A 25539-nucleotide genomic window follows, 5' to 3' on the forward strand; every position below is an offset into this window, starting at 1 on the left:
GGTCGGCCCCGCCACGGGCCTCCCGTCCGATCCCCACCCTGACCAGGACCGCGCGAACGACGAGGAGGTCGTCGCATGACCACCATCCAGGACCCACCCGCCGAGGCGGCGCTGCCCGCCCCAGCGGTCGCGGTCGCGACCGGCGCAGCTCCGCGCCGGAAGGACAGCGGCGCCGACGCCGAGCTCGGCCGCCGCTCCTGGTGGGGCGCCGCCTTCGCCGCTCCGCACTCGATCGGCCTCGTCGTGTTCACGGCGTTCCCGATCCTCGCGTCGCTCGTCGTGAGCTTCATGAACTGGCCGATGCTCGGCGAACGCTCGTGGGCCGGCCTGTCGAACTACGCGCAGCTGTTCTCCGACCCGATCTTCCGCACCGTGACGCTGAACACCGTGCTGTTCGTCGTGCTCTACGTGCCGCTCAACCTGGTCGTGTCCCTCGGACTCGCGGCCTGGCTCACGCCGAAGATCCGCCACCGGCACGTCTTCCGCGTGCTGTTCTTCATCCCGACCATCACGCCGATCGTCGCGAACGTCGTCGTCTGGCGGATGCTGTACCAGCCGGGCGGTGCCATCGACGCGACGCTGCAGTCGACCGTCGGCGTGCACGCCCCGAACTTCCTGGCCGACGACAACTGGGCCATGCTCGCCGTCGTCGCGATGAGCGTCTGGCAGGGGTTCGGCTACAACATGCTGATCTTCTCGGCGGCGCTCGACTCGGTGCCGGAGAACCAGATCGAGGCTGCGCAGCTCGACGGGGCGAACGCCTGGCAGATGTTCTGGCGGATCAAGTTCCCGCTCATCTCGCCGTCGATCTTCTTCGCGACGATGATGACCCTGATCACCTCGTTCCAGGTGTTCGTGCAGCCGTTCGTCCTGACGAAGGGCGGACCCGGCACCGCCACCGAGACCCTGGTGCAGTACATCTACAACACGGGGTTCCAGACCCAGCAGCTCGGACTCGCATCGGCCGGGGCGTGGGTGCTGTTCGTCATCATCCTCGGCATCACGGCCATCCAGTTCCTCGGACAGAAGCGGTGGGTGCACTATGAGTGAGCTGACCTCGTCCAACCGGACGATCAACCCGCGGGCGCTGCCCCGCACGCACCGGCAGACCGGCCGGGTGCGCCACACGGTGGGCTACGTGCTGCTCTGCCTGGTGGCCCTGCTGTTCGTCTCGCCGCTCATCTACATGGTGGCGACGAGCCTGAAGCCGTCGGCCGACGTGTTCACGACCCCGCCGACGCTCTGGGGCTCGTCCATCGAATGGGGCAACTACGCACAGGCGTTCACGTACCTGCCGTTCGCCCGGTTCATCCTGAACGGCGTCTTCGTCGCCGCGGCCGGCACGGCGATCAACGTCGCCGTCGCGGTGCTGTCCGGCTACGCGTTCTCGCGACTGCGGTGGCGCGGCCGGAACACGGTGTTCGTCCTGTTCCTGGCGACGCTGATGATCCCGCAGGACGTCCTCGTCATCCCGATGTACGTGATGATGCAGGGCTTCGGGTGGGTCGACACGTTCCAGGCGCTCATCATCCCGTGGGCGTTCACGGCACTCGGCGCGTTCCTGGTGCGGCAGTTCTTCCTCACCGTGCCGCAGGAGCTCGACGACGCCGCCCGGGTGGACGGAGCCGGAGCGATCCGGACGTTCTTCTCGGTGATGCTCCCGCTGGCCCGACCGACGATGGCGGTCCTCGCCGTGTTCTCGTTCATCGCGTACTGGAACTCGTTCCTCTGGCCGCTCGTCATCGTCAACGACGTCGAGGCCCGTGGCACCATCCCGCTCGGCCTGCAGCAGTTCTTCGGGCAGCAGGGCTCCGAGTGGAACCTCGTGATGGCGGCGTCGGTGATCTCGATGCTGCCCACGGTGGTCCTGCTGATCCTGCTCCAGAAGCACCTCGTCAAGGGGATCGTCACCAGCGGTCTCGGCGGCCGGTGACACCGCCGACCGTCCCCCTCGCCCTCCACTGAAAGGAACACTGGCCTCATGACCATCACCGCACCTGCCGAGCCGCAGACCGCGACCGACTCCGCGGGGTTCCCCGCGTGGTTCTCCCACGACCGGTTCGGCATGTTCATCCACTGGGGGCTGTACGCCCTGCCGGCACGGCACGAGTGGGTGAAGAACCGCGAACGGATCACCGACGAGGACTACCAGAAGTACTTCGACCACTTCGACCCGGACCTGTTCGACGCCGCGGACTGGGCACGTCGGGCACGGCAAGCGGGGATGAAGTACGTCGTCCTCACCACGAAGCACCACGAGGGCTTCTGCCTGTGGGACACCGCCCTGACCGACTACAAGTCCACGAACACCCCGTTCGGCCGCGACATCGTGCGCGAGTTCGTCGACGCCGTCCGTGCCGAAGGGCTGCGGGTCGGTTTCTACCACTCGCTCATCGACTGGCACCACCCGGACTTCACCGTCGACGGCGTGCACCCCCGGCGCGACGACTCGCCGGAGGAGATCGAGGCGTTCAACGAGGGCCGCGACATGTCGCGCTACCGCGAGTACCTCCACGGTCAGGTCGAGGAGCTGCTCACCGACTACGGGCAGATCGACTACCTGTTCTACGACTTCTCGTACCGGGACAACGACCACGAGGACATCTGGGGCGGCAAGGGCCGGGACGAGTGGGGGTCCGAGGAGCTCATGGCGCTGACGAAGCGGCTGCAGCCCGGCATCATCGTGAACGACCGGCTCGACATCCCCGGTGACCTGGTCACCCCCGAGCAGTACCAGCCCGACAAGCCGATGGAGGTCGACGGCGTCCCGGTGCCGTGGGAGGCCTGCCAGACGCTGAACGGCTCGTGGGGCTACGACCGCGACAACCTGAACCTGAAGCCGGTCGACCTGCTCGTCCGCATGCTCGTCGACGGCGTCTCGAACAACGGGAACATGCTGCTCAACATCGGCCCGACCGGTCGCGGCGAGTTCGACGGGGTCTCGCGGCAGACACTCGACGGCATCGGGACGTGGATGCACCAGCACGCCCGCTCGGTGTACGGGGCGGGGCCGTCGCGGTTCGTCGCCCCGCGGAACACCGTCTACACGCAGAACGGCAACCGCCTGTACCTGCACCTGTTCGCGTGGCCGTTCGAGCACGTGCACCTGCCCGACCTCGCCGGCCGGGTGGCGTACGCGCAGCTGCTCAACGACGCATCGGAGATCCACTTCCGCGAGATCCCGCCGGGCACCCGGGCGCAGAACACCGGTCTCGGCGGTCAGCCCGCCGGCACGCTCACCCTGACGCTGCCGATCGTGCGGCCCGACGTCGCCGTGCCCGTCGTCGAGCTGTTCCTGCGCGACTGATGCAACGGATCCTGACGCGGACGCGACTGCGGGCCGGGAACGAGGCGGCGTACGACACCGTGCACGCCTCGGTCCCGCCCGCGCTCGCGGCGCGACTGCGCGAGGCCGGCGTGCACGACTGGACGATCTGGCGGGACGGGCTCGACCTGGTCCACCTGATCGAGGTCGAGGACCACCGGGCGATGCGCCGGGCGCTCGCCGACGACCCGGTCAACGCCGAGTGGCAGGAGACGATCAACCCGCTGCTCGAGGCGGACGACGACTACTCGGGCGACGACGACGGGGTCCCGCGGGTCTGGTCGCTGGCGGACCAGGTGCACCACGCGGACCAGGTGGACCCGTGACGGCCCTCGACCTGGACCTCGACCGCGGTCCGTTCTGGTTCGGCGGGGCCGGCCTCGGCAACCTGCTCCGTCCGGTGTCCGACGACGACGCCCGCGCCACGGTCGACGCCGCGTGGGACGCCGGGGTGCGCGGGTTCGACACCGCCCCGCACTACGGCCTGGGCCTGTCCGAACGGCGGCTCGGGGCGGCGCTCGCCGGGCGCCCCCGGACGGAGTTCCTCGTGTCGACGAAGGTCGGGCGGGTGCTCGTGCCCGGGCGCGGTGACGGCGACGACCTGGCGTCCGGGGGCTTCGCGGTGCCGGACGACACCGTGCGGCAGTGGGACCCCTCGCCGTCGGGCGTGCGGCGCTCGCTCGACGAGTCGCTCGGCCGCCTCGGGCTCGACCACGTCGACGTCGCCTACCTGCACGACCCGGACGTGTACTCACTCACCGACGGTCTGACCCAGGCGCTGCCGACGCTCGCCGAGCTCCGTGACGAGGGCCTGGTGCGCGCGATCGGCGTCGGGTCGAACTCCGTCGAGGCGCTGTCGGCGGCCGTCGACACCGGGCTCTGCGACGTCGTCATGCTCGCCGGGCGGTACACCCTGCTCGAGCAACCGGCGTCGGCGCTCGTCGACCGGTGCGCGTCGCTGGGCGTCGCGGTCGTGGCGGTCGGCGTCTACAACTCGGGGCTGCTCGGGCAGGAGCGCCCTTCGGCGGGTGCGACCTACGACTACGCCGAGGCCTCCGCGCAGCTGCTCGCGCGGGCGAATTCCATCGCCGACGTCTGCGAGCGCCACGGGGTCACGCTGCCCGAAGCCGCGCTGGCGTTCCCGCGTCGGGCCCCGGCGGTCGCGGCGATCGCCCTCGGGGTGCAGTCTGCCGACCAGGTGCGCTCGAACGTCGCCCGGGCCGCCGCCGTCGTGCCCGAGGCGCTCTGGCACGACCTGCGTGCAGCGGGCCTGCTCGCGATGTGACGCCACGTACGACGAAAGTCACCCCGAACCACGCGTCTGCGTGGTTCGGGGTGACTTCGGTGGTGCGCCGGTCGGACCGGCAGCGTGGTGCCTAGCGGCGCGAACCGCGGCCGGCGACGCGCGTGTAGATGAACAGCACGATGATGGCGCCGATGATCGAGCCGATGATGCCGGCGGGCTGGAAGAAGCCGTCGTTCCCGTCGTGGTTGAAGATCAGGTAGCCGAGGAACCCGCCGACGAACGATCCGACGATGCCCAGGACGATCGTCATGAGGATGCCGATGTTCTGCTTGCCGGGGATGATGAGCCGGGCGAGAGCGCCGGCGATGAGTCCGATGATGATCAAGCTGATGATGAGACCGAGCACGGTGTCCTCCTCGTGGGTGCGGTTGCCGCGGCATGGTTGCCGGAGTCAGGGCCGAGGACCGACACAACTCCGAGGTTCCTGGGAGGATTGTCGGGTTCAGTCGAGGGAGCGCCGCAACCAGCGCTCGACACCTTCGACGTGGGACACGACGAGGGCCTGCACGAGCTGCGGATCCCGGCGCCGGATGGCGTCGACGATGGCCGCGTGCTCGTCGAGCGTGCGCTGCACCGACCCGTTCTGCGTCAGCCCGCGCCACACCCGCACCCGCACCGTCTTGCTCGACAGGGCGTCGAGCAGCCCGGACAGGTACTGGTTGCCGCCGATGCCCGCGATGGTCGAGTGGAACAGCAGGTCGTGGGCGACGAGGTCCTCGACGCCGGTGTCCTCGCCGACGGACTGCATCAGGGTCGCGAGCTCGTCGATCTGCTGCTCCGTGGCACGGGCCGTCGCCAGGACGGCGGACGCCGGTTCCAGGATGCGGCGCACCTCGAGCAGGTCGACGAGCGACCGGTCGTGGTGCATGTCGACGACGAACGACACCGCCTCGAGGAGGACGCCCGGTTCGAGCGACGTCACGTAGGTGCCGTCGCCCCGTCGGACGTCGAGCACGCGGATCAGCTCGAGCGCCTTCACGGCTTCGCGGAGACTGTTGCGGGACAGGCCGAGCGACTCGCTCAGTTCCTTCTCGGGCGGGAGGCGCTGGCCGGGTTGGAGCTCGCCGCTCACGATCATCTGCTGGATGCGTGCGATCGCATCGTCGGTCAACGACGCCACGTCACCACCTCCTGTGGACCCGGCCGCGTGCGCGACGGGACGTCCCGACGATACTCGGGACGGGCCTCCAGGCCGGTGCGGCGGAGCCGCGGGGCGACCATCAGGCCGGCCGCAGCCGGAGTGCCTGCATCCCGCCGTCGACCGCCAGCTCGACGCCCGTCGTCGACCGGGCGAGCGGGCTCGTCAGGTAAGCGACCGCCTCGGCGACCTCCGCCGCCTGCACCAGACGTCCGTGCGGCTGGCGTGCCTCGAGCGCGGCGCGTTCGGCGGCCGGGTCGTCCGCGGACGACAGGAGTCGCGCGATCCACGGGGTGTCGGCGGTGCCGGGGTTGACGGCGTTGACGCGGATGCCCTCGCGGACGTGGTCGGCGGCCATCGCGCGGGTGAGTGCGGAGATCGCCCCCTTCGTGGCGGAGTAGAGCGCCCGCTGGGGCAGCCCGGCGGTGGCCGCGACGGAGCACGTGTTGACGATGCTCGCGCTGTCCGACGCTCGGAGGTGGGGGAGCGCGGCGCGGGACAGGCGCACGGCGCCGAGCACGTTGACCTCGTACACGCGGCGCCACTCGTCGTCGGAGTTGTCCTCGACCGTCCCCTGGGCGCCGATGCCGGCGTTGTTCACGAGCACGTCGAGACCGCCGAGCTGGTCGACGGCCGACGCGACGGCGGCACGGACGGACTCGTCGGACGACACGTCGCAGGTGACGGAGACGAGTCCGTCGGCGGCGGACGGTTGCAGGTCGAGCACGGCGACCGCTGCGCCGCGCTCCTGCAGCGCGGCCGCGATGGCCGCGCCGATGCCGGAGGCGCCGCCGGTGACGATCGCGCGGAGACCCGCGTGGGTGCTGGGCATCCCGGTCGCGGTGGTGTCGGTCATCAGGCTGCTCCCACTGTCTGGCGCTGCGAGCCGAGTCCGTCGGCGGTGAGCTCGACCACGTCGCCGGGCTGCAGGTACGGCGCGTGTCCGGCCAGGGCGACCCCGGCCGGTGTGCCCGTGCTGATGACGTCGCCCGGGTACAGCACCATGAACTGCGACAGGTACCGGACGATCTCGACGGGTCGGAAGATCATGTCGGCGGTGGTGCCGTCCTGCCGCACCTCGCCGTTGACGGTGAGCCGGAGTGCGAGCGCCGCCGGGTCGACCTGGTCGGGGGTGACCAGCCACGGGCCGAGCGGGTTGAACGTCTCGCAGGACTTCCCCTTGTCCCACTGCCCGCCGCGCTCGAGCTGGAAGGCCCGTTCGGAGACGTCGTTGGCGATGGCGTAGCCGGCGATGCAGGCGCTCGCGGCCTCGTCGGAGTCGCAGTAGCGGGCGGTCTGCCCGATGACGACGGCGAGTTCGATCTCCCAGTCGGTCTTCTCGCTGCCGCGGGGGATCAGGACCTCGTCGTCCGGGCCGATCACCGTCATCGGGTCCTTCATGAACACGATCGGCTCGGTCGGGATCTCGGCGCCGGTCTCGGCGGCGTGGTCGCGGTAGTTCAGGCCGATGCAGACGACCTTGCCGGGACGGGCCACCGGTGCTCCGCGGCGGAGACCCTCGGCGTCGGGCAGCGCTCGGAGGTCCCCGGCGCTCCGCGCGTGCTGGACGCGGGCGACCGGGTCGGACGCCAGGAAGGCCCCGCCGATGTCGGTCGTGATCGGGCGGAGGTCGAGGACCTCGCCGTCGGTGTCGACCGCGACGGGGATCTCGCCGCCCGCGGGGCCGAGTCGTGCGAACTGCATCGTTCCTCGCTCTCCGGCTGCACCGGCGCAACCAGAGACATCCTATGTCTGCGCCGGGTTGCCGACAAGGTCGCGGGTGCTGAGGGTCCTCCCATGCAGGTACGTGCGCTCCGCCGTCCCGCTCAGCACCGACTGCCGTTCGTCCGGGGTCAGGTCGGCCAGCGCGTCGGTGGTCCGCCGCACCACGTCGTCGTAGGTCGTGGCGAGCGTCGAGACGGGCCAGTCCGACCCGAACAGCGACCGCTCCGGGCCGAACCGCTCGACCACCGCACGGACGTACCGGTCGACGGGCTGCCGGCGCCACTCCGGTCCGGCCTCGGTGAACAGTCCGGACACCTTGCAGGCCACGTTCGGCCGCGTGGCGAAGTCGTCGATCCGGGCCGCCCACCCGGGGTCCCCGCCCGCGATGTCGGGTTTGCCGGCGTGGTCGAGGACGAACGATCCCTCGGGCACGGCGTCGAGCAGCGCGAGGGCAGCGCGGTGCTCACGCGCTCGGACGAGCACGTCGAACACCAGGCCGGCGGCGGCCACCGCACGGACCCCGCGGACGACCTCGGGGCGGGCGAGCCAGTCCGGGTCCGGTTCGTCGTGCGCCTGGTGCCGGATGCCGACCAGGCGGGTGCTGGCCGGCCGATTGCCCACCAGCTGGCTGCTGGCCGGCCGGTTGCCCGCCAGCTGGCTGCTGGCCGGCCGGTTGCCCGCCAGCCGGCTGCTGGCCGGCCGGTCTCCGCCGGACCCCGCGATCAGTGCGGCGATGCGGTCGACGACGTCCGGGGTGGTCAGGTCCACCCAGCCGACGACCCCGGCGACCGGCTCGGGCTGCTCGAGGAGCCAGGCGGTCTCGCCGGGGTCGTGCACGGCCTGCACGACGATCGTCCGGGTGACGTCGGTGCTCCGGGCGGCGGCGCGGAGGTCGTCCACGTCGAACCGGCGGCGGATCGGAGCGACCGAGTCGTCCATCCAGGGGTACGGCCGGTCGGCGGGATCCCACAGGTGGTGGTGAGCGTCGATGATCACGCGCTCATGATGCCTGATTCATCCGATGTCCGCCCGGGGGTGCCGGTGCGGCGACCGATCGCGCTCAGCGACACCTCACGCGCCACAGTGCCCGTGAGGTGTCGCTGGGTGCGTGGAGTCGCAGCGGCCAGTGGCGATCAGACGACGCCGGAGGCCTCGAGCTCTGCTCGCAGCTCGGCGTCGGACGGCTCGACGAAGTGCTTGCCGTTGGGCAGCACCACGACGGGGATGTTCTTCCGGCCGCTGATCGCCTCGGCACGGTCGGCCGCGGACAGGTCCTGCTCCACGTCGACGTACTCGTAGTCCACGCCGAGGGTGTCGAGCAGCGCCTTGGACCGACGGCAGTCGCGGCACCAGTCGGCACCGAACATGGTCACGCGGTCGGGGGCAGTCGTCGCATCGCTCATGTGCAGAGAGTACGTCGGAGTGCCCCCGGGCATTCCCGGAGCGCCGCCGGACCCGCGCCCCGCTCGCCCTACGATTGGCACATGCCGCCAGCACCCGATCCCGCGACGCTGGCCTGGGCCTCGGCGGCCGTCCGGCGCTTCGCCGCCGCGACCAACCTGCTCGTCGCCGCCCGACGGTTCCGCATCGTCGGCGGTGACCCCCGTGACGCCGCGGCACTGCGGCACCTGCTGACCGCACTCGGGGCGCGCGAGGCCGAGCAGCCGAACCACCAACACCAGCACCGGCAGCACCCGTCCGACCTCGTCGACCAGCTCTGGTGCCTCGGCACGCCCGAGGAATCGACCCCCGCCGTCGAGCAGGCGGCCGACCGCCCGCGCGGCACCACCCTGGTCGTCATCGACGCCGGTCGGCACATGCCTGCCGTCGACGAGGACGCCTTCGGTCCCGTCACACCCGCCCGCCCCGGCGTCCTCGCCGTCCCGATGCTCTCCGACGACGTCTTCCTCGTCTCCACCGGCCGCGACCCCGAGGACGACCCCGCAGCGGACGCCCGCCTGCGCTGGGCACGGCGTTCCATGCCGGTCGCCCGGTCGGTCGCCGCGGAACTCCGCGACGGTGGACTCCTGCGCGGCACCCGCATCGGCGTCGCGATGTTCCTCGAGCCCAAGACGGCGGTACTGAGCCTGCTCCTCCGTGACGCCGGCGCCGAGGTCGTCGTCTACGCCCACGCCGACGAGACCGACGACGCCGTCGCCGACGCACTGCGGTCCGCCGGCCTGACGGTGTTCGCGAGCAGCACGGCGACGCTCCCCGAGCAGAAGCAGCTGGCCCTCGCGATGCTCGACACCGCGCCGCACATCCTGCTCGACGACGGCTCGCACGTCATCCGGCTCGCCCACCAGGAACGCCCGGACCTGCTGCCGACGATGCTCGGAGCGGCCGAGGAGACCACGAGCGGCCTGCGGCCCCTGCGTGTGCTGGCAGCGCGCGGCGAGCTCGGCATCCCCGTGATCGCGGTGAACGACGCCCGCACCAAGACGTTCTTCGACAACCGGTACGGCACCGGGCAGTCGACGGTGTTCGCGGTGCTCGACCTGGTCGACGGGCTCGCGTCCGGCACGCACCGGGTGATCCCGGGAGGCGCGGCGGCGGTCGCCGGGTTCGGGCACGTCGGCGAGGGGGTCGCCCTGGTGCTCACCGCCCTCGGGTTCCGGGTGACGGTCGCCGAGACCGACCCGGTCCGCGCCCTGCAGGCGCGCTTCGCCGGGTACGCCGTGGCCCCGCTCGTCGAAGCGGTGCGTGACGCCGACCTCGTGATGAGCGCCACCGGGGTGTCGCACACCATCGACCTCGAGGTGCTCCGTGCCTGCGCGGACGGTGCGGTCCTCGCCGTCGCCGGCGGGGTCGACCAGGAGATCGCCACCGACGACGCGCTCGCGGCCGGGGCCCGGCGCCAGGACGTGGGCCCGAAGGCTGAGCGGTTCGTGTTCCCCGGAGTCGACGGTGGGCCGATCGTGCTCGACGACGGTGGCTGCATCAACATCACCGCGGCCGAGGGCAACCCGGTCGAGATCATGGACCTGTCGTTCGCCGTGCAGCTCGGCGCCGTCCGGATGCTCCTGGAGCGCGGCGACGAGCTGGAGCGTGCCGTCGTGCCGATCGACCCCGCGGTCGACGACGTGACCGCCCGCACGGCGCTCGCCGCCTTCGGGAGCCGACCCCTGCCTCCCGGCCTCCCCGCTGAGCACCCGGCGGACCGCGAGCCGGACGTCCGGACGCACCGTTTCGGAGACCCGGCGTGAGCGCCCGACAGCACCCGGTCACGGTGCACTCGGCGCGCGTCGTCGTCCCGATGACGGCGCCACCGATCGCGGACGGCGCGGTCGCCGTGCAGGACGGCCGGATCCTGCACGTCGGCGACCGGTCGTGGGTCATCGACCAGCTCACCGGGTCCGACGCGACCTTCACCGAGCGGCAGTGGCGTGGCGCGCTCCTGCCCGGACTCGTGAACGCGCACTCGCACCTCCAGTACACCGGCATGGCCAGTGTCGGCCAACGGCAGTACAGCGGATTCGAGGACTGGGCCGCAGCGTTCAACGTCGACTACGCCGAACCGCACGACTGGCGGGCCGAAGCCGCGGACGGTGCACGGGCGTCGATCCTGGCCGGCGTCACGAGCATCGCGGACATCGTCACCGACATCGAGGCCTCGACCGCGCTGCAGGACGCCGGGCTCGGCGGCATCGCGTACTGGGAGGTGATGGACTGGGAGAACGACGCCTGGCAGTCGCACGGTCGCGACCAGGTGCTCGACGAACTCGACCGGATCCCCACGACGCCCGGAGCTGGCCTGTCCCCGCACGCGCCGTACTCGCTCGAGGTCGCCCCGCTGCTCGAGCTCCCCGACATCGTGCGGCAGCGCGGTCTGCGACTGCACCTGCACCTCGGTGAGGCGGCATTCGAGGGGGAGCGCACCGCCCTCGGTCCGGTCCCCGGGCTCGACGGGGTCGACGGCGTCGGCCACGGGAACGACTGGCACCTGGCGAACGTGCCGTCGTTCCGCGCACTGCGGGCCCTCGGCTTCGGTGCCAGCGCGACCGCGTTCGTCGACCGCCTCGGCGTGCTCGGTCCGGACTGCCACATCGCCCACGGCGTGTACATGACCGCCGCCGACCGGGCGCTCCTGCGTGCCCGTGGCACCGCGGTGGCGCTGTGCCCCCGCTCCAACGCCGTCATCGGCCTCGACCCGCCGCCCGTCGCCGACTACCTGCGCGAGGGCAGCCCGATCGCGATCGGCACCGACTCCCTGTCGTCGTCGCCGTCCCTCGACCTGATGGCCGACGTCACCGCGCTCCACCGCATCGCTCGTGCCCAGGGCTACGGGCACCGTGACCTGCACGAGCGGCTGCTCGCGGCGGCGACCCTCGGTGGTGCGCACGCGATGGGCCTCGCCGTCGGGCCGGACCGCATCGGGCACCTCGCCGTCGGGGCGCGCGCCGACCTGGCGGTCTTCGACGTCGACGCCAGGACCGTGCCGGACGCGCTCGCCGAGCTCGTCGAGGACGGCGCCGGGCGGGCGGCCGCCACCGTGATCCGCGGGGTCGTCCGCGCCGCGGCGGGCGTCGTCACCGAACCGGCTTCCCCGCACATGGACGTCCCCGCACCGCACCAGGAGGAACGATGACCGAGTCCGCACCCCACCCCGGAATGGCCGCACGCCGAACCGTCACCGGTGAGCTGATCGAGTGGCTCGACGTGCCGAAGCGCGCGATCGCCCTCGGCATGGAACCGCACCCCGAGGGTGGCTGGTACGTCCGCACCTGGACCTCGCCGGCGACGGTCACCACCCCCGCGGGGGAGCGTCCCGCCGCTACCCTGATCCACTTCCTGCTGCCCCCGGGCGAGGCCTCCGCCTGGCACCGGGTCACGAGCGACGAGATCTGGATGTGGCACGGGCCGGACACCGTCGACCTGCAGCTCGGCGGTGACGGCGACGTCCCCGAGCCCGGTGCGACGATCACCCTCGGCCCGGACGCCGGGCGCGACCGGGTGAACGACGCGCAGGCGTTCGTGCGCGGCGGGGTGTGGCAGCGGACGATCCCGGGCGACGGCGAGGTGCTGCTGAGCTGCCTGGTGTCGCCGGGCTTCTCGTTCGACGACTTCACGATGGCCGACGACGGGGACCCTGCCGCCGAGTAGCACCGCGACACTGTTTCGCGTTGGTATCCCACTGCGAAGTACACTTCGACCTGCCCCCACCCCCCTCGCACGAAGGCCCGACCGTGACCCGTCACCTCCGCTTCACCCTCGCCGTCGCCACCGCCGCGGTCGCCGCCCTCGCCCTGTCGGCCTGCTCCGCCGGGGGCAGCAGCAACGCCGACGGCACCGTGACCGACGGCAAGCTCACGATCGCCACCGGCGACCCGGCGTACTCGCCCTGGGTGGAGGACAACAAGCCGCAGTCCGGCAAGGGCTTCGAGTCCGCCGTGGCCTACGCGGTCGCGAAGGAGATGGGCTACGGCAAGTCCGACGTCGTGTGGAAGCGCAGCACCTTCGACAGCGCCATCGCGCCGGGCCCGAAGGACTGGGACCTCAACGTCCAGCAGTTCTCGATCGACGCGAAGCGCAAGAAGGCCGTCGACATGTCGAGCGCCTACTACACGACGACCCAGGCGGTCGTGACGACCTCCGGGTCGAAGGCCGCCGGCGACACCACGATCGCTGCCCTCAAGCAGGACGCGATCGGCGTCGCGACCGGTTCGACGAGCATCGCGAGCGTCAAGGACGTCCTCGGTGTCACGCCGCAGGTGTTCAACTCCAACGACGACGCCGTGCTCGCGCTCAAATCCGGGCAGATCGACGCGATCGTCACCGACCTGCCGACGGCGTTCTACATGGCCTCGGCCCAGGTCGACGACGGCACCGTGTCCGCGCAGTTCCCCGACGACGGCAAGGGCGACCAGTTCGGCTTCGTCCTGCCGAAGGACTCGGCGCTGACGAGCAAGGTCTACAAGGCCCTGAAGACCCTCGACGACGACGGCACCCTGCAGGACCTGCAGACCAAGTGGCTGTCGTCGGAGACCGGCACGCCGGTCCTGAAGTAACCGGATGACCCTGCCAGCAGGGGCCGGCACCCCGGTCGCCGCACCCGCGCCGAGCCAGGTCGAGCTCGAGCGTCGGCTCTACCGCCGCCAGCGTGGCCGTCGCTCGGTCGTGGTGTCGGTCGTCTCCACCCTGGTCGTGCTCGCCGTCGTGTACTTCGGCGTCGTGAACACCCCCGGCTGGGCAGCGGTGCAGCAGTCGTTCTTCGACCCGGAGACCGCGGTCGACACGTTCCCGGACATCCTGCTGGGCCTCTGGCTGAACGTCCGGATCCTGTTCTTCAGCGCCATCGGCGTCGCCGTGTTCGGCACGCTGCTCGCGGTCGTCCGCGGCCTGCGCAACCCGGTGTTCTTCCCGCTGCGGATGCTCGCGACCGGCTACACGGACCTGTTCCGTGGCCTGCCGCTCATCATCGTGCTCTACCTGGTCGGCTACGGCATCCCCGGGCTCGGGGTGTTCCCGCGGCTCCCCGCCGAGGTCTGGGGCACGATCGCGATCACCCTGACCTACTCGTCCTACATCGCCGAGGTGCTCCGCGCCGGCATGGAGGCCGTGCACCCCTCCCAGCGCCTGGCCGCCCGGTCGCTCGGACTCTCGCACGCCAAGACGCTGCGGCTCGTGGTGCTGCCGCAGGCGATCCGCAAGGTCACCCCGGCGCTGATGAACGACTTCGTGTCGATGCAGAAGGACGTCGGTCTGGTGTCGATCCTCGGGGCCGTCGACGCGGTCCGCTCCGCCCAGATCGCGCAGGCCGAGACCTACAACTTCACGCCGTACTTCGTCGCCGGGCTGCTGTTCGTGGTGATCAGCCTGCCGCTGATCCGCGTCACGGACGCGATCGCGCGTCGCCAGCAGCGGCGCGAGCAGATCGGAGGGACCGTATGAGCGAGGCCGGCCAGGAGGCCCGTGGTGCGTCCGGTACGGACGCCGCGGTCCTCGAACTGCGCGGGTTGCGCAAGGCCTTCGGCGAGCACGAGGTCCTGCGCGGGATCGACCTGACGGTCCACCGCCACCAGGTCATCTGCGTCATCGGGGCCTCGGGCTCCGGCAAGTCGACGCTGCTCAAGACGGTCAACCTGCTCGAGGGCATCGACGACGGCGAGATCCTGCTGCAGGGCACGGACATCGCCGATCCGCGCGTCGCCGTCGACGCCGTGCGGGCACGCATCGGCGTGGTGTTCCAGCAGTTCAACCTGTTCCCGCACATGAGCGTGCTCGACAACGTCACGCTCGCGTCCCGCCAGGTGCACGGCATCGGACGGGCCCAGGCCGAGGACACCGCGCGCCGGCTGCTCGACCGGATCGGTCTCGCCTCGTTCGCCGATGCGTACCCCGACCGCCTGTCCGGCGGGCAGCAGCAGCGCGTCGCCATCGTCCGGGCGATCGCGTCGGACCCGGAACTCCTGCTGCTCGACGAGGTCACGAGCGCCCTCGACCCGCAGCTCGTGGGCGAGGTGCTCGACCTGGTCACCGAGCTGAAGCGGCAGGGTTCGACGATCCTGATGACGACGCACGAGATGCACTTCGCGCGGAACGTCGCCGACCGGATCGTGTTCCTGCACCGCGGCGAGGTCGTCGAGCAGGGTTCCCCCGCCGACGTCCTCGACCACCCGCAGCACCCGGCGCTCGTCGAGTTCCTCGCCCGCGTGCATGCCTAGGGCGTCAGCAGCACCTTGCCGATCACCTCGCCGTCGCGCACGCGGCGGTGGGCCTCCTCGACCTCGGCCAGGGGCAGCACCGAGTCGATGACCGGGCGCACCCGGCCGTCGGCGACCAGCGGCCAGACGTTGTAGCGGACCGCCTCGACGATGGCGGCCTTCTCGGCGAGCGGCCGTGCACGCAGGGTCGTGCCGCTGATCGTCGCGCGCTTCCGCATCAGCACCCCGAAGTCGAGCTCGGCGGTGCGGCCGCTGCCCGAGGCGATGACCGCGATGTGCCCGTTCGGGGCGAGGGCCTGCAGGTTCCGCTCCAGGTAGGACGGTCCGACGACGTCGAGCACCACGTCGACGCCGACACCGTCGGTGAACGCCATGACGCGCTCCACGAAGTCCTCGGTGCGGTGGTCGACCACCAGGTCGGCGCCGAGCGCACGGGACGCGGCGACCTTGCGGTCGCCGCCGCTCGTCGCGATCACCGTCGCACCGAGGGCCTTCGCCCACAGCACCGCGTGTGACCCCATACCGCCGGTACCGCCGTGCACCAGGAGCGTCTGCCCCGGCCGGAGCCCGGCGAGCATGCCGATGTTGGAATAGACGGTGCAGGTGGCCTCGGGCAGCCCGGCCGCCTCGACCAGGTCGACGCCCTCGGGGACCGGCAGCACCTGGGTGACCGGCGCGACGACGAGCGACGCGTACCCGCCGCCGGAGAGCAGCGCGCACACCCGGTCGCCCACCGCCACGGTCGTGACGCCCGCACCGACGGCCCGCACCGTGCCGGAGACCTCGAGCCCGAGGATCTCCGAGGCCCCGGGCGGCGGCGGGTAGTTCCCCGCGCGCTGCTGCAGGTCGGCGTTGTTGACGCCGGCCGCGGCGACCTCGATCAGGACCTCGTCCGTACCGGGTTCCGGGTCGGGCAGGTCGGTGACGGACATGGAAGCGTCGTCGAACGTGATGGCTCGCATGCCCTCGACGGTACGCGCCACCCGCCTCCGGCCGGGTGCCGGTCGCCCACAACCCGGCCGGTCCCCCTGTGGATGTTCCCTGTACGCTCGATGACGGATCTGCACCTCATCCGGGGGAGTGCGGACAGATCGAGGGGGACTCTCCACCATGCCCAAGAAGCTCATCGCGCTGGCCACCGCCGGCCTCGCACTCACGCTGCTCGCCGGTTGCTCGACCGGGCCGTCCAAGGCCGAGCAGTGCACGCAGTTCGAGAAGACGGTCAAGTCCGCCGCCCAGGGCGTCCAGTCCGAGGCCGCGAACCTGCAGTCCGACCCGGACGCCGCCGTCACGAAGCTCAAGGAGCTCGACGAGAAGATCTCCGACGGCGTCGACGACCTGTCGGACGACGACCTGAAGGCCAAGGGCGACGCCTTCGAAGAGGCCTACGGCGACCTGGTCGACGACATCGAGGACATCGCCGACGACCCGCAGTCGGCCGACGTCTCGGCCCTGACGAAGTCCAGCACCAAGGTGCAGGACGCCGGCAACGCGTTCCAGAAGGAGTGCAACTCCTGATGCGCCGTACCCTCACCGCGCTCGCCACCGCCGGCCTCGCACTCACGCTGCTCGCCGGCTGCTCGGGCGGCGACGGCGGTTCGTCCGACGGCGGCTCCTCCGGGGGCGACTCGGGCTCGTCCAGCGCCCCGTCGGCCTCGAAGACCGCCGCAGCGGCACCCGACCAGACCAAACAGGAAGCCTGCTCGCTGCTCGAGAACGAACTCGCGTCGTTCCTCAAGGAGCAGGGTTCGAGCTCCGCCCCGGCCGAGCCGAAGGCCCGTGCGGCGCTCGTCGACGAGTTCGTCCAGCGCATCGACTCGGCGCTGACGAAGGTCTCGAACGACCAGGTGCACGACACGTTCGAGGACTTCTCCGGCGCGGCCAAGGGCTACAGCTCGGCCATCCGCTCCGGCGCGGCCGAGGACTCCACCGAGGTCACGAAGGCCCAGTCCGAGGTGCAGACCACGCTCGACCAGGTCTCGGCGGTCTGCCCCGCCAAGAGCTGAGCGGGCACACGCCCGGCCACGCATGACGACGCCCCGCCGCTCCTGGACCAGGAGCGGCGGGGCGTCGTGCTTCCCCCGTCGGGGGAAGGGCGTCAGACGGCCGCGGGCTGCGAGGCGTCGAGGCGTGCGACGTCCTCCGGCCGCAGCCGCACGGTCGGCGCCGTGATCGAGTTCAGGATCGACTGCGGCCGCGACGCACCGGGGATCGGCACGACGACGTCGCTCTTCTGCAGCTCCCACGCCAGGGCGATGACCTGCGGGGTGACCCCACGGTCGCGGGCGATGTACGCGAAGTCCTCGAACGCCGTGCCGAGGTCCGCCGCGCTCCCGATGCCACCGAGGGGGCTCCACGGCAGGAACGCGATGCCGAGCTCGTCGCACAGCTCGAGTTCCGGCTCGCTCGACCGGAACTTCGGCGAGTACTGGTTCTGCACCGACGCCAGGCGTCCGCCGAGCACCTCGTTCGCGGTGCGGATCTGGTCCGGGTCGGCGTTCGAGATGCCCGCCATCCGGATGACGCCCTCGTCGAGCAGCTCGGCGAGCGCCCCGATCGAGTCGGCGTACGGCACCGCAGGGTCGGGGCGGTGGAACTGGTACAGGCCGATCTGCTCGACGCCGAGCCGCTTCGCCGAGGCCTTCGCCGCCTCCTTCAGGTACTCCGGGTGCCCGTTCTGTGCCCAGTTGCCGGCCTCGGGGCGCAGGTGTCCGCCCTTCGTCGCGATGAGGACGTCCGAGGTGTCGTCGTGGAACTCCCGGACGGCCCGCGCGATGAGCTCCTCGTTGTGCCCCACCTCGTCGTGGCCGCCCAGGTGGTAGGCGTCGGCGGTGTCGATGAGCGTGACACCGTTCTCGAGCGCTGCGTGGATCGTGGCGATGGACTGACGCTCGTCCGGTCGGCCCTCGATCGACATGGGCATCCCGCCCAGACCGATGGCACTGACGGACACGTCTCCGATGACTCGTTGCTTCATCGGCCCAGCATGCGCCGGGGGTGCGCTCGCACGCCCAGGTGGTCACGCCGTGGCCGTGACCGACAGGCGGACTGGAGGCGCGTGGCGGCCCCGCCTTCGCGCCTCCAGGCCGGAACGCACACGCGTTCTCGGACAGGACACGCGTCGATCGACGCGTGTCCTGTCGGAAGCGTGGTGTCGGTCAGGCGCTGGCGGACACCGACGACGAGGCAGAACCGCTGTCGACGGCGTTCGCGAAGACGACCCCGCCCCACACGATGACGACGATCGCGAGCACGAAGCCGATCGCGGCGATCCACCACGACGGCTTCCGTCGGATCCACGCGCCGATCGACAGCACGATCGTGGCGACCCCGATGACGAAGGCGCCACCGACCGCGATGGCCGCGCCACCGAAGTACCCGCCGGGCGTGCAGCCCGACGAGGCGTCGCACTCCGCCGTGGCCGAGGCGATCGCGACGATGCCGACGACCGCCGTGATCGCGGTCATGACGGCGCCGAACACCAGGAGCAGCACCGTCGAGATCCGGTCGGCGAGCTTCGCCGGCGGGAACAGCGTGGTGCCACCGCGCTCCCACGCCGCGCGCTGCGCGTCCGTGGGGCCGGAGGAGGACTGCGGCGGAGGGCCGGGGACGTTGGACCAGGTCATGCGTGCAGTCCTACCGCGCCTCGACCCCGAACGCCTGTGCGAGCCGCTGGATCTTCTGCGCCCGACCGAGCCGCGGCAGGTCGGAACCGTCGCGGATGACCCGGCCGCGGGCCTCGAAGTCGTCGAGGAAGTCCTGCGCCCAGGCGACGTCGGTCGGTGTGGGGGAGATGACCTCGTTGATGACGGGGAGCTGCTCGGTGTCCAGGCAGAGCTTCCCGGTGAGGCCGAGCGACACGGCCACCTGCGACTGCTCGCGGAGGATCGGGTGCGACGACCCGACCGTGGGGCCGTCGATCGGGCCCGGCAGGTCGCCGACGCGCGAGGCGACGACCAGCTTCGACCGCGGGTACGCCATCGCGAGCGTGTCGGCGCTGGTCCCGGTGTCGCGGCGGTAGTCGCCGGAACCGAAGGCCAGGCGGAACGCGCCCTGCGCCTTGGCGATCGACACGGACTCCTCGATGCCCAGGGCCGACTCGACCAGGGCGATCACCGGCGTCTGGCCGCCGAGCCGGTGCCAGGTGTCGGTCACCTGGGCGGGGGACTCGGTCTTGGCGAGCATGACACCCTGCAGCCCGGGCAGGCCGCGGAGCTCCTCGACGTCGTCCGCCCAGAAGTCCGTCGTGACGTCGTTGATGCGCACCCAGGCCTCGCCACCGCCGGCCAGCCAGGCGGCGACGCCCTGCCGGGCCGAGGGCTTCGCGGCGGGGTCGACGGCGTCCTCGATGTCCAGGATGATCTGGTCGGCGCGGGAGCGCTGGGACTTGTCGAACCGGTCGGTGGCGGTGCCGGAGACCAGCAGCCACGACCGTGAGATCTCGGCGGGGACCGATCGACGCCGGTTCGGCGTGGGGGCGGACGGAGCGGTGCGGTCGTCGATGGCCATGCCCCGTTGGTACCACACCGAACGGGGCTGCCGTCGGATCGGGCGCGCCGCCCGTCGGGTCGGACGGTGGCGCACGTCGGGCCGGACGGCGGTCACGTCCGTGCGGAAACCCCGAAACCTCGGTTCATTGCCAGAGAGGCCGTCCGGTTCCGCCTACAGTGTCGGATGTGTGGCGAGCGGACAGGGTGACCGACGGTGAGGACGACGTGAACGACGACGTCCCCGTCGAGGGTGCCCGCGCGCGCCCCGACGACGATCGAGACGAGCAGCAGGACGTGGACCAGGAACGGACCGACGACGAGCCGGACCGCACGCTCCGCCCGGAGCTGCAGATGACGAGCCCGCAGGCGATCAGCCTCGGCGACCCGCGGCTGCAGGCCGGCAACGCGGCCGAACCGACGTGGGACGGCTGGCGCACCCAGCTGACCGGTGTCGGCGGCACGAGCCCGCTCACGCACTTCAGCGACCACCCGCGCGCCCGCATCGAGCTCTCGACCACCCACCCGGGCGGTCTCGCGCAGTTCATCACCGGCAAGACGACCCTGCTGTCCAGCCTGATCCGCGACGAGGTGGCGCTCCGTGCCGCCCGCGTGGCCGCCGGACACGTCGAGGCGAAGGGCACCGAGCTGGCCACCGTGCGCGGCATCGACGCCGTGAAGCTCGGCATCGGCATGGCCGACTGGAAGCACGGCGACGAGCAGTTCCGCGGCCCGGTGCTCCTGCGCCCCCTGGCGATCCGCCGACACGGACGCGACTTCGAGGTGCGCCTGCTCGGCGAACCGGTGCTCAACCCGGGCCTCGCCGACGCCCTGCACGAGCAGTTCGGGGTCATCCTCGACGCGCAGTCCTTCGTGGCCCTCGCGCAGCAGGACGGCTCGTTCACGCCGAACCCCGTCATCGACCGCCTGCGTGGCCTGACCGCGCACATCCCCGGCTTCTCGGTGCACGCACGCCTCGTGGTGTCCACCTTCGCCGAGGTCGCCACCGGCATGGTCGAGGACACCGGCGACCTGTCGCACCCCGTGCTCGACGCCCTCGCCGGCAACCCGAGCGCGAAGTGGCAGGTCGAGCAGTCCTACCACCCGGTCGAGCAGACCCCGTCGGACGAGCGCAGCCCGGAGACCGACACGCTCCTGCTCGACGCCGACGACGAGCAGGAGAACGTGATCGCGCAGATCACGGCCGGCAACTCCATCGTCGTGAAGACCCTGCCCGGCACCGGTGGCACGCAGACCATCGTGAACGCCCTGGGTGGCCTGGTCGCCGCGAACAAGCGCGTGCTCGTCGTGAGCCCGCGCCGCGCCACCCTGCGGGGCATCGCCGCCCGCTTCGGCGAGGTCCAGCTGCCCGGGGTCGCGGTCACGCCGTCGACCCTGCGCCGTGACGTCGTCCGTGCCATCGCCCGGAACGAGAAGGCCGCGCGTCCGAACCTCCGCGAGGTCGACGACGCCCTGGTCCGCCTCCGCAAGGTGCTGAAGGACTACCGCGGCTCGCTCACCCGCAAGGACCCCGACTTCAGCGTCTCGGTGCTCGACTGCCTGGTGGAGCTGTCGCGCCTGTCGCTGCTGCCCGTCGCCCCGTCGACCACCGCGCGCCTGTCGAAGCAGTCCGTCGCCTCGATGGTCGAGGGCCGCTCGCGCGTCGCCGAGACGATGGTCAGCGCCGCGAACCTCGGTGAGTTCCGCTACGGCCCCGACGACTCGCCCTGGTACGGCGCGAAGTTCGGTTCGAGCGACGGCGCCCAGCGTGCGCACCGCATCGCGAAGGACCTCGACGCCGACGGCCTGCCGACCCTGCTCCGCCGCGCCCACGACCTGGTGAGCTCGACGCACATGCGCCAGTTCACGACCATCAACGAGCTCGGCATCTACCTGCGCCTGCTCACCGAGATCCGTGACACGCTCGACCGCTTCCTGCCGGTGGTCTTCGACCGCTCGGTGTCCGAGCTCGTGGCCGCCACCGCGCCCCGCGGCGAGGGTGCCCCGATGTCGTCGACGAACCGTCGCCGGCTCAAGAAGCTCGCCCGCGAGTACGTCCGTCCGGGCGTGCACGTGTCCGACCTGCACGAGGCCTTGACCCGCGTCCAGCAGCAGCGGGTGCTCTGGCAGCGCTACGTCGCCGCCGGCGTGAACCCCGAGGTGCCCACCGGCATCGCCGACGTCCAGGTGCTGTTCTCGAACGTCGCCGAGGACCTCGCGCGCCTCGACGAGCCGCTGGGCCGCACCGAGCGTGACCGCCAGCTCGCGAACACCCCGGTCGACCAGCTCGTCCCGACCATCGCCGAGCTCGCCGCCGAGTCCGACGTCCTGCACAACCTGCAGGAGCGCACCGAGCTCATGCAGACCCTGCGCGACCTGCAGCTCGAACCGCTCATCACCGACCTGGCGAACCGGCACGTGCCGGACGTGCAGGTGCCGGCCGAGCTCGAGCTCGCCTGGTGGCAGTCCGCCCTCGAGACCATGCTCGAGTCCGACCGGGCACTGCTCGGCGCCAACACCGACATGCTCGACCGGGTCGAGGCCGACTTCCGCCTGGTGGACGACGCCCACGCGGCCGGGGTCTCCCAGGGCCTGGCGTGGCAGCTCGCCGAGAACTGGAAGGTCGGTCTCGTCGACTGGCCCGAAGAAGCGACCGCGCTCAAGACCCAGCTCCGCGACGGCGCGATCACCTCGCGCCTGCTGCAGGACTCCGCACCGCACCTGTCCCGGTCGATCGCACCCGTCTGGCTCGCCAGCCCGTACGAGGTGCCGCAGATCGCCGACACGATGCCGTTCGACACCGTGATCCTGGTCGACGCCGGTGCCGTGACGATCGCCGAGACCGTCGGTGCCGTCCGTCGTGCCCGCCAGACCGTCGTGTTCGGCGACCCGGTCACGCAGACGCCGTCGCCGTTCCGCATCGCCGTGGACCCCGAGCACCGGGCGCTGCAGGTCGACGAGGGCACGCTCGACGCGTTCCACGCCGACTCCGCCCTGGCGAAGCTGTCCACCCTGCTGCCGACCCTGTCGCTGTCGCGGTCGTACCGCGCCGGCGGTGAGGACCTGGCCGAGCTCGTGAACCGTCGCTTCTACGGCGGCAAGATCGAGTCCCTGCCGTGGGCCGGCTCGTTCCTCGGCCACGGCTCGATCGCGCTCGACTACGTCAGCGACGGCAAGGCCGTCCCGGACCCGGAGTCCGGTGCCGTCGAGAGCGTCGATGCCGAGGTCGACCGCGTGGTCCGGCTCGTCATCGACCACGCCCGCACCCGTCCGACCGAGTCGCTCATGGTCATCACCGCATCGGCGAAGCACGCCGTGCGCGTCGAGCAGGCCGTGCTGACCGCCGCGCAGGGCCACAAGGACCTGACCGAGTTCGTCATCGGCGACCGTGCCGAGCCGTTCATCGTGGCGACGCTCGAGCAGTCGGTGGCGCAGAGCCGCGACCGCGTCGTGTTCTCCATCGGCTACGGCCGCACCCCGCACGGCCGCGTGCTGCGCGACTTCGGTCCGCTCGGCAAGCCCGGCGGCGAGCGGCTGCTCGCGGTCGCGATGACCCGTGCGCGTCGCTCGATGGTCATCGTCACCTGCTTCCAGCCGTCGGACATCGAGGCCGAGCGCATGGGCCACGGCACCGTCGCCCTCGCCGAGATCCTGGCCGAGGTGCGTGCCCGCACCACCGCCGAGTACGTGCCGGACGACTCCGACCCGCTGCTCGTCGACCTGGCCCGGCGCCTCGAGATGCGTGGCATCCCGGTCGCGCTCGGACACCGCGGCAAGCTCGGCCTCGTCGCCGCGCACGGCGGGGTCTGCGTCACGATCGAGACCGACGCGTCGCTGGTCAAGGGATCGCTGCGCGAGTCCCTGCGCCTGCGCCCCGAGGTCCTCCGCCGACTCGGCTGGCACTACGTACGCGTGCACGCGTTCCAGCTGTTCTCCGACCCGGACCGCGTCGCCGACACCGTCGCGTCCGTGCTCGGGGTCGACCGCGGTGCCACGCAGGAGATCTCGATCCCACCGATCCCCGCCCGCCGATGAGCCGTCGGGCCTCTCGGCCCGCCGGTCCGGTGACGCCGGAGACGGACCAGCTGGTGGGCGCGTGGACGCGAGTCGACGACGCGTCGTCAGCCGCGCCTCCCGTCCGTCCCGCCGCTGACGGAGGCGAGACGGCGGACCAGCCGGGAGGCCCGGTGCGGCGCCGCAGACGCGTCACCACCCAGCCGGTGGCGGGCTACGACCCGACGCCGCCGCCGGAACCGGCGCGACACCGCGACGGCGAGAACGACGACCAGCTCCGGCGCGACGTCCCCCCGCACTGGTAACCGGTAGCCTGGCCCGTGATGACTGACACCGCGCGACAGCGCCCCGACTGGCAGACCTGGCCGAACCTGATCACGCTGTTCCGCCTCGTGCTGATCCCGGTGTTCATCGGCCTCGTCGTCGCCGGCCACCCGGGGTGGGCGCTCGTCGCCCTCGTCGTGATCGGCGTGAGCGACTGGGCGGACGGCTTCATCGCCCGCAAGTTCGACCAGGGCTCCAAGCTCGGCAAGGCCATCGACCCCGTCGCCGACCGCCTGGCGATCATCGCGATCGTGCTGTCCCTGGTGCTCGTCGGCCTGCTGCCCTGGTGGGTGGTGGCCGTCGTCGTGCTCGTCGACCTGGTGCTCGTCGTCCTGTCGAGCGTGCTGTTCCACGGCAACCCGGACCTGGACGTCACGTGGACGGGCAAGATCCGCTCGGCGCTGCTGTTCGTCGGGCTGCCGGTGCTGCTGTTCTCCGCGGTGCACACCGTCGACGAGAACGCGCCGTGGGTCCGGGTCGTGGCCCTGGTGTTCGTGTACCTCGGCACCGCGGGGCACGTGCTCGCCGGCGCGCAGTACGCCGTCGCGATGTTCGCGAAGCGCCGCGCGGTCCCCGCCGCCTGACGGGCCCCCGCGCAAAACACCGGTGTTCACGCTGCGTACCGCGGTTTGCGGGGGTGCAGAGCGGGAACACCGGTGTCTTGCGGGTCCGACCGCGGTCGTGCGCCTGGGCTAGAGCTTCGTCGAACCGCCGATGCCGGGCCCCTCGGGAGCGTTCGACGGGGCGATGTGTGCGCCCGTGCTGGTCGCGCCGCCGTTCTGCGGGCGGAGCAGGTCGCGGATCTCGAGCAGCACCTCGACGTCGGTCGGGGGGACGTCCTGCGGGGTCTGCTGCTCGTCGTTCTTGACGCGCTCGAACGCCACCTTCTTCAGGTGGTTGACGGGCACGACGAGCGCGAAGTACACGACCGCGGCGACGATGACGAAGTTGATGACCGCACCGATGATCGCGCCGAAGTAGAGCGTTGCCCCTTCACCGGAGACCGTGGGGATAGTGACCTTTAAGGCTTGGTCCAGGCTCGAGGCGTTGAACACCGCACCGATGAGCGGGTTGATGAGCGCCTTGACGATCGTGCTGACGATCGCGGTGAACGCCGCACCGATGACGACTGCGACGGCCAGGTCGATGACGTTGCCGCGGAGCAGGAACTCCTTGAAGCCCTTCATGCGAGGGCCTCCTTCCGGGTCGAGGACGGCCGCCGAGTGGCGACGCGCCCAAACCTATCCGGAGAGCGCGGACCGCGTCAGGACGCGGCGGGCTTCGAGCCGCTGGGCTTCGACTCGGCCTTCTTCGCCGGCTCGGACTTCTTCGGCTCGGACTTCGCGGGGGCGCTCGACGAGCCCTCGGACTTCGGGGCCGGGCGCGAGTCGGTGCGGTAGAAGCCGCCGCCGTTGAAGGTCACGCCGACCGGGGAGAACACCTTCCGCAGGACGCCGCCGCAGACCGGGCACTCCGTCAGGGTGGCGTCGGAGAAGGACTGCTTGATGTCGAACGCGTTGTCGCACTCGGTGCAACGGTACGAGTAGGTGGGCACG

27 protein-coding genes are annotated in these 25539 nt (G+C 71.5%); 15 read left to right on the plus strand and 12 right to left on the minus strand.

Going from position 1 to position 25539, the window contains the following annotated elements:
• The first annotated feature begins 75 nt into the window (after positions 1-75).
• From DEJ12_RS15630 to DEJ12_RS15650, 5 genes are read left to right on the plus strand one after another with little or no spacing between them, the layout of a single operon-like run.
• Positions 76-1050 carry a carbohydrate ABC transporter permease gene (locus DEJ12_RS15630; protein WP_111030693.1) on the plus strand — a complete coding sequence of 325 codons (975 nt, stop codon included), beginning with the start codon at positions 76-78 and terminating at the stop codon, positions 1048-1050.
• Positions 1043-1933 (plus strand): carbohydrate ABC transporter permease, encoded by an 891-nt coding sequence (locus DEJ12_RS15635; protein ID WP_111030694.1) that lies wholly within the window; start codon positions 1043-1045, stop codon positions 1931-1933. The genes DEJ12_RS15630 and DEJ12_RS15635 overlap by 8 nt, the downstream gene beginning before the upstream one ends.
• Before the next feature lie 48 nt (positions 1934-1981).
• On the plus strand, positions 1982-3307 hold the full coding sequence (locus DEJ12_RS15640; protein WP_111030695.1) for an alpha-L-fucosidase: 1326 nt from the start codon (positions 1982-1984) through the stop codon (positions 3305-3307).
• Positions 3307-3651 carry an L-rhamnose mutarotase gene (locus tag DEJ12_RS15645; RefSeq protein ID WP_110865414.1) on the plus strand — a complete coding sequence of 115 codons (345 nt, stop codon included), beginning with the start codon at positions 3307-3309 and terminating at the stop codon, positions 3649-3651. The genes DEJ12_RS15640 and DEJ12_RS15645 overlap by 1 nt, the downstream gene beginning before the upstream one ends.
• A complete protein-coding gene (locus DEJ12_RS15650; RefSeq protein WP_111030696.1) occupies positions 3648-4610 on the plus strand; it encodes an aldo/keto reductase in 963 nt (320 codons plus the stop codon). Before DEJ12_RS15645 ends, DEJ12_RS15650 begins: the two co-directional genes overlap by 4 nt.
• Before the next feature lie 91 nt (positions 4611-4701).
• On the opposite strand, the gene DEJ12_RS15655 is transcribed toward DEJ12_RS15650, so the two are convergent.
• From DEJ12_RS15655 to DEJ12_RS15680, 6 genes are all read right to left on the minus strand, one after another.
• A complete protein-coding gene (locus DEJ12_RS15655; protein ID WP_110865416.1) occupies positions 4702-4977 on the minus strand; it encodes a GlsB/YeaQ/YmgE family stress response membrane protein in 276 nt (91 codons plus the stop codon).
• Between the two features lie 96 nt (positions 4978-5073).
• Positions 5074-5751 (minus strand): FadR/GntR family transcriptional regulator, encoded by a 678-nt coding sequence (locus tag DEJ12_RS15660; RefSeq protein WP_110862381.1) that lies wholly within the window; start codon positions 5749-5751, stop codon positions 5074-5076.
• Positions 5752-5851: 100 nt separating this feature from the next.
• Complete coding sequence (locus DEJ12_RS15665; protein ID WP_244993256.1) at positions 5852-6625, minus strand: SDR family NAD(P)-dependent oxidoreductase; 774 nt, start codon at positions 6623-6625, stop codon at positions 5852-5854.
• Positions 6625-7473: a fumarylacetoacetate hydrolase family protein gene (locus DEJ12_RS15670; protein ID WP_110865417.1), complete on the minus strand. Its 849-nt coding sequence runs from the start codon at positions 7471-7473 to the stop codon at positions 6625-6627. Before DEJ12_RS15670 ends, DEJ12_RS15665 begins: the two co-directional genes overlap by 1 nt.
• A gap of 42 nt (positions 7474-7515) precedes the next feature.
• Positions 7516-8490: an amidohydrolase gene (locus tag DEJ12_RS15675; RefSeq protein WP_111030697.1), complete on the minus strand. Its 975-nt coding sequence runs from the start codon at positions 8488-8490 to the stop codon at positions 7516-7518.
• Positions 8491-8627: 137 nt separating this feature from the next.
• Positions 8628-8897 carry a glutaredoxin family protein gene (locus DEJ12_RS15680; protein WP_017888006.1) on the minus strand — a complete coding sequence of 90 codons (270 nt, stop codon included), beginning with the start codon at positions 8895-8897 and terminating at the stop codon, positions 8628-8630.
• 81 nt (positions 8898-8978) lie between these two features.
• Between DEJ12_RS15680 and DEJ12_RS15685 the strand changes: the two genes are divergently transcribed.
• The 6 genes from DEJ12_RS15685 to DEJ12_RS15710 all read left to right on the plus strand — a co-directional run bounded on the left by DEJ12_RS15685 (position 8979) and on the right by DEJ12_RS15710 (position 15158).
• Positions 8979-10700: an adenosylhomocysteinase gene (locus DEJ12_RS15685; protein WP_111030698.1), complete on the plus strand. Its 1722-nt coding sequence runs from the start codon at positions 8979-8981 to the stop codon at positions 10698-10700.
• Positions 10697-12082, plus strand: coding sequence for an amidohydrolase family protein (locus DEJ12_RS15690; protein ID WP_220034790.1), 1386 nt, complete (start codon positions 10697-10699; stop codon positions 12080-12082). The genes DEJ12_RS15685 and DEJ12_RS15690 overlap by 4 nt, the downstream gene beginning before the upstream one ends.
• Entirely contained in the window at positions 12079-12597 is a 519-nt protein-coding gene (locus tag DEJ12_RS15695) for a cupin domain-containing protein (RefSeq protein ID WP_250895887.1), read from the plus strand. Before DEJ12_RS15690 ends, DEJ12_RS15695 begins: the two co-directional genes overlap by 4 nt.
• A gap of 83 nt (positions 12598-12680) precedes the next feature.
• Positions 12681-13502: an ABC transporter substrate-binding protein gene (locus DEJ12_RS15700; RefSeq protein ID WP_111030699.1), complete on the plus strand. Its 822-nt coding sequence runs from the start codon at positions 12681-12683 to the stop codon at positions 13500-13502.
• Positions 13503-13506: 4 nt separating this feature from the next.
• Positions 13507-14385, plus strand: coding sequence for an amino acid ABC transporter permease (locus DEJ12_RS15705; RefSeq protein WP_110862374.1), 879 nt, complete (start codon positions 13507-13509; stop codon positions 14383-14385).
• Complete coding sequence (locus tag DEJ12_RS15710; protein ID WP_111030700.1) at positions 14382-15158, plus strand: amino acid ABC transporter ATP-binding protein; 777 nt, start codon at positions 14382-14384, stop codon at positions 15156-15158. Before DEJ12_RS15705 ends, DEJ12_RS15710 begins: the two co-directional genes overlap by 4 nt.
• On the opposite strand, the gene DEJ12_RS15715 is transcribed toward DEJ12_RS15710, so the two are convergent.
• The gene (locus DEJ12_RS15715) at positions 15155-16120 is read right to left on the minus strand and encodes an NAD(P)H-quinone oxidoreductase (protein ID WP_111030701.1); all 966 of its coding nucleotides are present in this window, start codon (positions 16118-16120) and stop codon (positions 15155-15157) included. The genes DEJ12_RS15710 and DEJ12_RS15715 overlap by 4 nt on opposite strands.
• A 148-nt stretch (positions 16121-16268) precedes the next feature.
• Between DEJ12_RS15715 and DEJ12_RS15720 the strand changes: the two genes are divergently transcribed.
• Complete coding sequence (locus tag DEJ12_RS15720; protein ID WP_071404030.1) at positions 16269-16676, plus strand: hypothetical protein; 408 nt, start codon at positions 16269-16271, stop codon at positions 16674-16676.
• Positions 16676-17164, plus strand: coding sequence for a hypothetical protein (locus DEJ12_RS15725; protein WP_111030702.1), 489 nt, complete (start codon positions 16676-16678; stop codon positions 17162-17164). The genes DEJ12_RS15720 and DEJ12_RS15725 overlap by 1 nt, the downstream gene beginning before the upstream one ends.
• 92 nt (positions 17165-17256) lie before the next feature.
• Here DEJ12_RS15725 and DEJ12_RS15730 read toward each other — a convergent pair whose 3' ends face one another.
• The 3 genes from DEJ12_RS15730 to DEJ12_RS15740 form a co-directional block, all read right to left on the minus strand.
• Positions 17257-18135: an aldo/keto reductase gene (locus tag DEJ12_RS15730; protein ID WP_071244093.1), complete on the minus strand. Its 879-nt coding sequence runs from the start codon at positions 18133-18135 to the stop codon at positions 17257-17259.
• 181 nt (positions 18136-18316) lie between these two features.
• The gene (locus tag DEJ12_RS15735; protein WP_111030703.1) at positions 18317-18784 is read right to left on the minus strand and encodes a DUF6264 family protein; all 468 of its coding nucleotides are present in this window, start codon (positions 18782-18784) and stop codon (positions 18317-18319) included.
• Between the two features lie 10 nt (positions 18785-18794).
• Positions 18795-19667, minus strand: coding sequence for a CoA ester lyase (locus DEJ12_RS15740; RefSeq protein WP_017887994.1), 873 nt, complete (start codon positions 19665-19667; stop codon positions 18795-18797).
• A 185-nt stretch (positions 19668-19852) separates the two neighbouring features.
• Between DEJ12_RS15740 and DEJ12_RS15745 the strand changes: the two genes are divergently transcribed.
• Together DEJ12_RS15745 and DEJ12_RS15755 are read left to right on the plus strand one after the other, a co-directional pair.
• Entirely contained in the window at positions 19853-23680 is a 3828-nt protein-coding gene (locus DEJ12_RS15745) for an ATP-binding protein (RefSeq protein ID WP_111030704.1), read from the plus strand.
• A gap of 302 nt (positions 23681-23982) precedes the next feature.
• Complete coding sequence (locus tag DEJ12_RS15755; protein WP_051596961.1) at positions 23983-24567, plus strand: CDP-alcohol phosphatidyltransferase family protein; 585 nt, start codon at positions 23983-23985, stop codon at positions 24565-24567.
• A 108-nt stretch (positions 24568-24675) separates the two neighbouring features.
• Here the strand turns inward: DEJ12_RS15755 and mscL are convergent, their stop codons facing one another.
• Entirely contained in the window at positions 24676-25170 is a 495-nt protein-coding gene (gene mscL, locus DEJ12_RS15760) for a large conductance mechanosensitive channel protein MscL (protein WP_111030706.1), read from the minus strand.
• Between the two features lie 77 nt (positions 25171-25247).
• Positions 25248-25538 (minus strand): FmdB family zinc ribbon protein, encoded by a 291-nt coding sequence (locus tag DEJ12_RS15765; protein WP_111030707.1) that lies wholly within the window; start codon positions 25536-25538, stop codon positions 25248-25250.
• Position 25539 lies beyond the last annotated feature (1 nt).

Origin of the sequence: Curtobacterium sp. MCLR17_059 (genome assembly GCF_003234665.1) — a bacterium.
GTDB lineage: Bacteria > Actinomycetota > Actinomycetes > Actinomycetales > Microbacteriaceae > Curtobacterium > Curtobacterium flaccumfaciens.

Excerpts from the sequence above, each read along its gene's own strand:
- DEJ12_RS15630 (WP_111030693.1), top strand. The coding sequence starts at position 76 with ATGACCACCATCCAGGACCCACCCGCCGAGGCGGCGCTGCCCGCCCCA.
- DEJ12_RS15645 (WP_110865414.1), top strand. The coding sequence starts at position 3,307 with ATGCAACGGATCCTGACGCGGACGCGACTGCGGGCCGGGAACGAGGCG.
- DEJ12_RS15635 (WP_111030694.1), top strand. The coding sequence starts at position 1,043 with ATGAGTGAGCTGACCTCGTCCAACCGGACGATCAACCCGCGGGCGCTG.
- DEJ12_RS15740 (WP_017887994.1), bottom strand. The coding sequence starts at position 19,667 with ATGGCCATCGACGACCGCACCGCTCCGTCCGCCCCCACGCCGAACCGG.
- DEJ12_RS15725 (WP_111030702.1), top strand. The coding sequence starts at position 16,676 with ATGCGCCGTACCCTCACCGCGCTCGCCACCGCCGGCCTCGCACTCACG.
- DEJ12_RS15730 (WP_071244093.1), bottom strand. The coding sequence starts at position 18,135 with ATGAAGCAACGAGTCATCGGAGACGTGTCCGTCAGTGCCATCGGTCTG.
- DEJ12_RS15665 (WP_244993256.1), bottom strand. The coding sequence starts at position 6,625 with ATGACCGACACCACCGCGACCGGGATGCCCAGCACCCACGCGGGTCTC.
- mscL (WP_111030706.1), bottom strand. The coding sequence starts at position 25,170 with ATGAAGGGCTTCAAGGAGTTCCTGCTCCGCGGCAACGTCATCGACCTG.
- DEJ12_RS15670 (WP_110865417.1), bottom strand. The coding sequence starts at position 7,473 with ATGCAGTTCGCACGACTCGGCCCCGCGGGCGGCGAGATCCCCGTCGCG.
- DEJ12_RS15695 (WP_250895887.1), top strand. The coding sequence starts at position 12,079 with ATGACCGAGTCCGCACCCCACCCCGGAATGGCCGCACGCCGAACCGTC.
- DEJ12_RS15735 (WP_111030703.1), bottom strand. The coding sequence starts at position 18,784 with ATGACCTGGTCCAACGTCCCCGGCCCTCCGCCGCAGTCCTCCTCCGGC.
- DEJ12_RS15685 (WP_111030698.1), top strand. The coding sequence starts at position 8,979 with ATGCCGCCAGCACCCGATCCCGCGACGCTGGCCTGGGCCTCGGCGGCC.
- DEJ12_RS15705 (WP_110862374.1), top strand. The coding sequence starts at position 13,507 with ATGACCCTGCCAGCAGGGGCCGGCACCCCGGTCGCCGCACCCGCGCCG.
- DEJ12_RS15715 (WP_111030701.1), bottom strand. The coding sequence starts at position 16,120 with ATGCGAGCCATCACGTTCGACGACGCTTCCATGTCCGTCACCGACCTG.
- DEJ12_RS15710 (WP_111030700.1), top strand. The coding sequence starts at position 14,382 with ATGAGCGAGGCCGGCCAGGAGGCCCGTGGTGCGTCCGGTACGGACGCC.
- DEJ12_RS15640 (WP_111030695.1), top strand. The coding sequence starts at position 1,982 with ATGACCATCACCGCACCTGCCGAGCCGCAGACCGCGACCGACTCCGCG.
- DEJ12_RS15755 (WP_051596961.1), top strand. The coding sequence starts at position 23,983 with ATGACTGACACCGCGCGACAGCGCCCCGACTGGCAGACCTGGCCGAAC.
- DEJ12_RS15720 (WP_071404030.1), top strand. The coding sequence starts at position 16,269 with ATGCCCAAGAAGCTCATCGCGCTGGCCACCGCCGGCCTCGCACTCACG.
- DEJ12_RS15680 (WP_017888006.1), bottom strand. The coding sequence starts at position 8,897 with ATGAGCGATGCGACGACTGCCCCCGACCGCGTGACCATGTTCGGTGCC.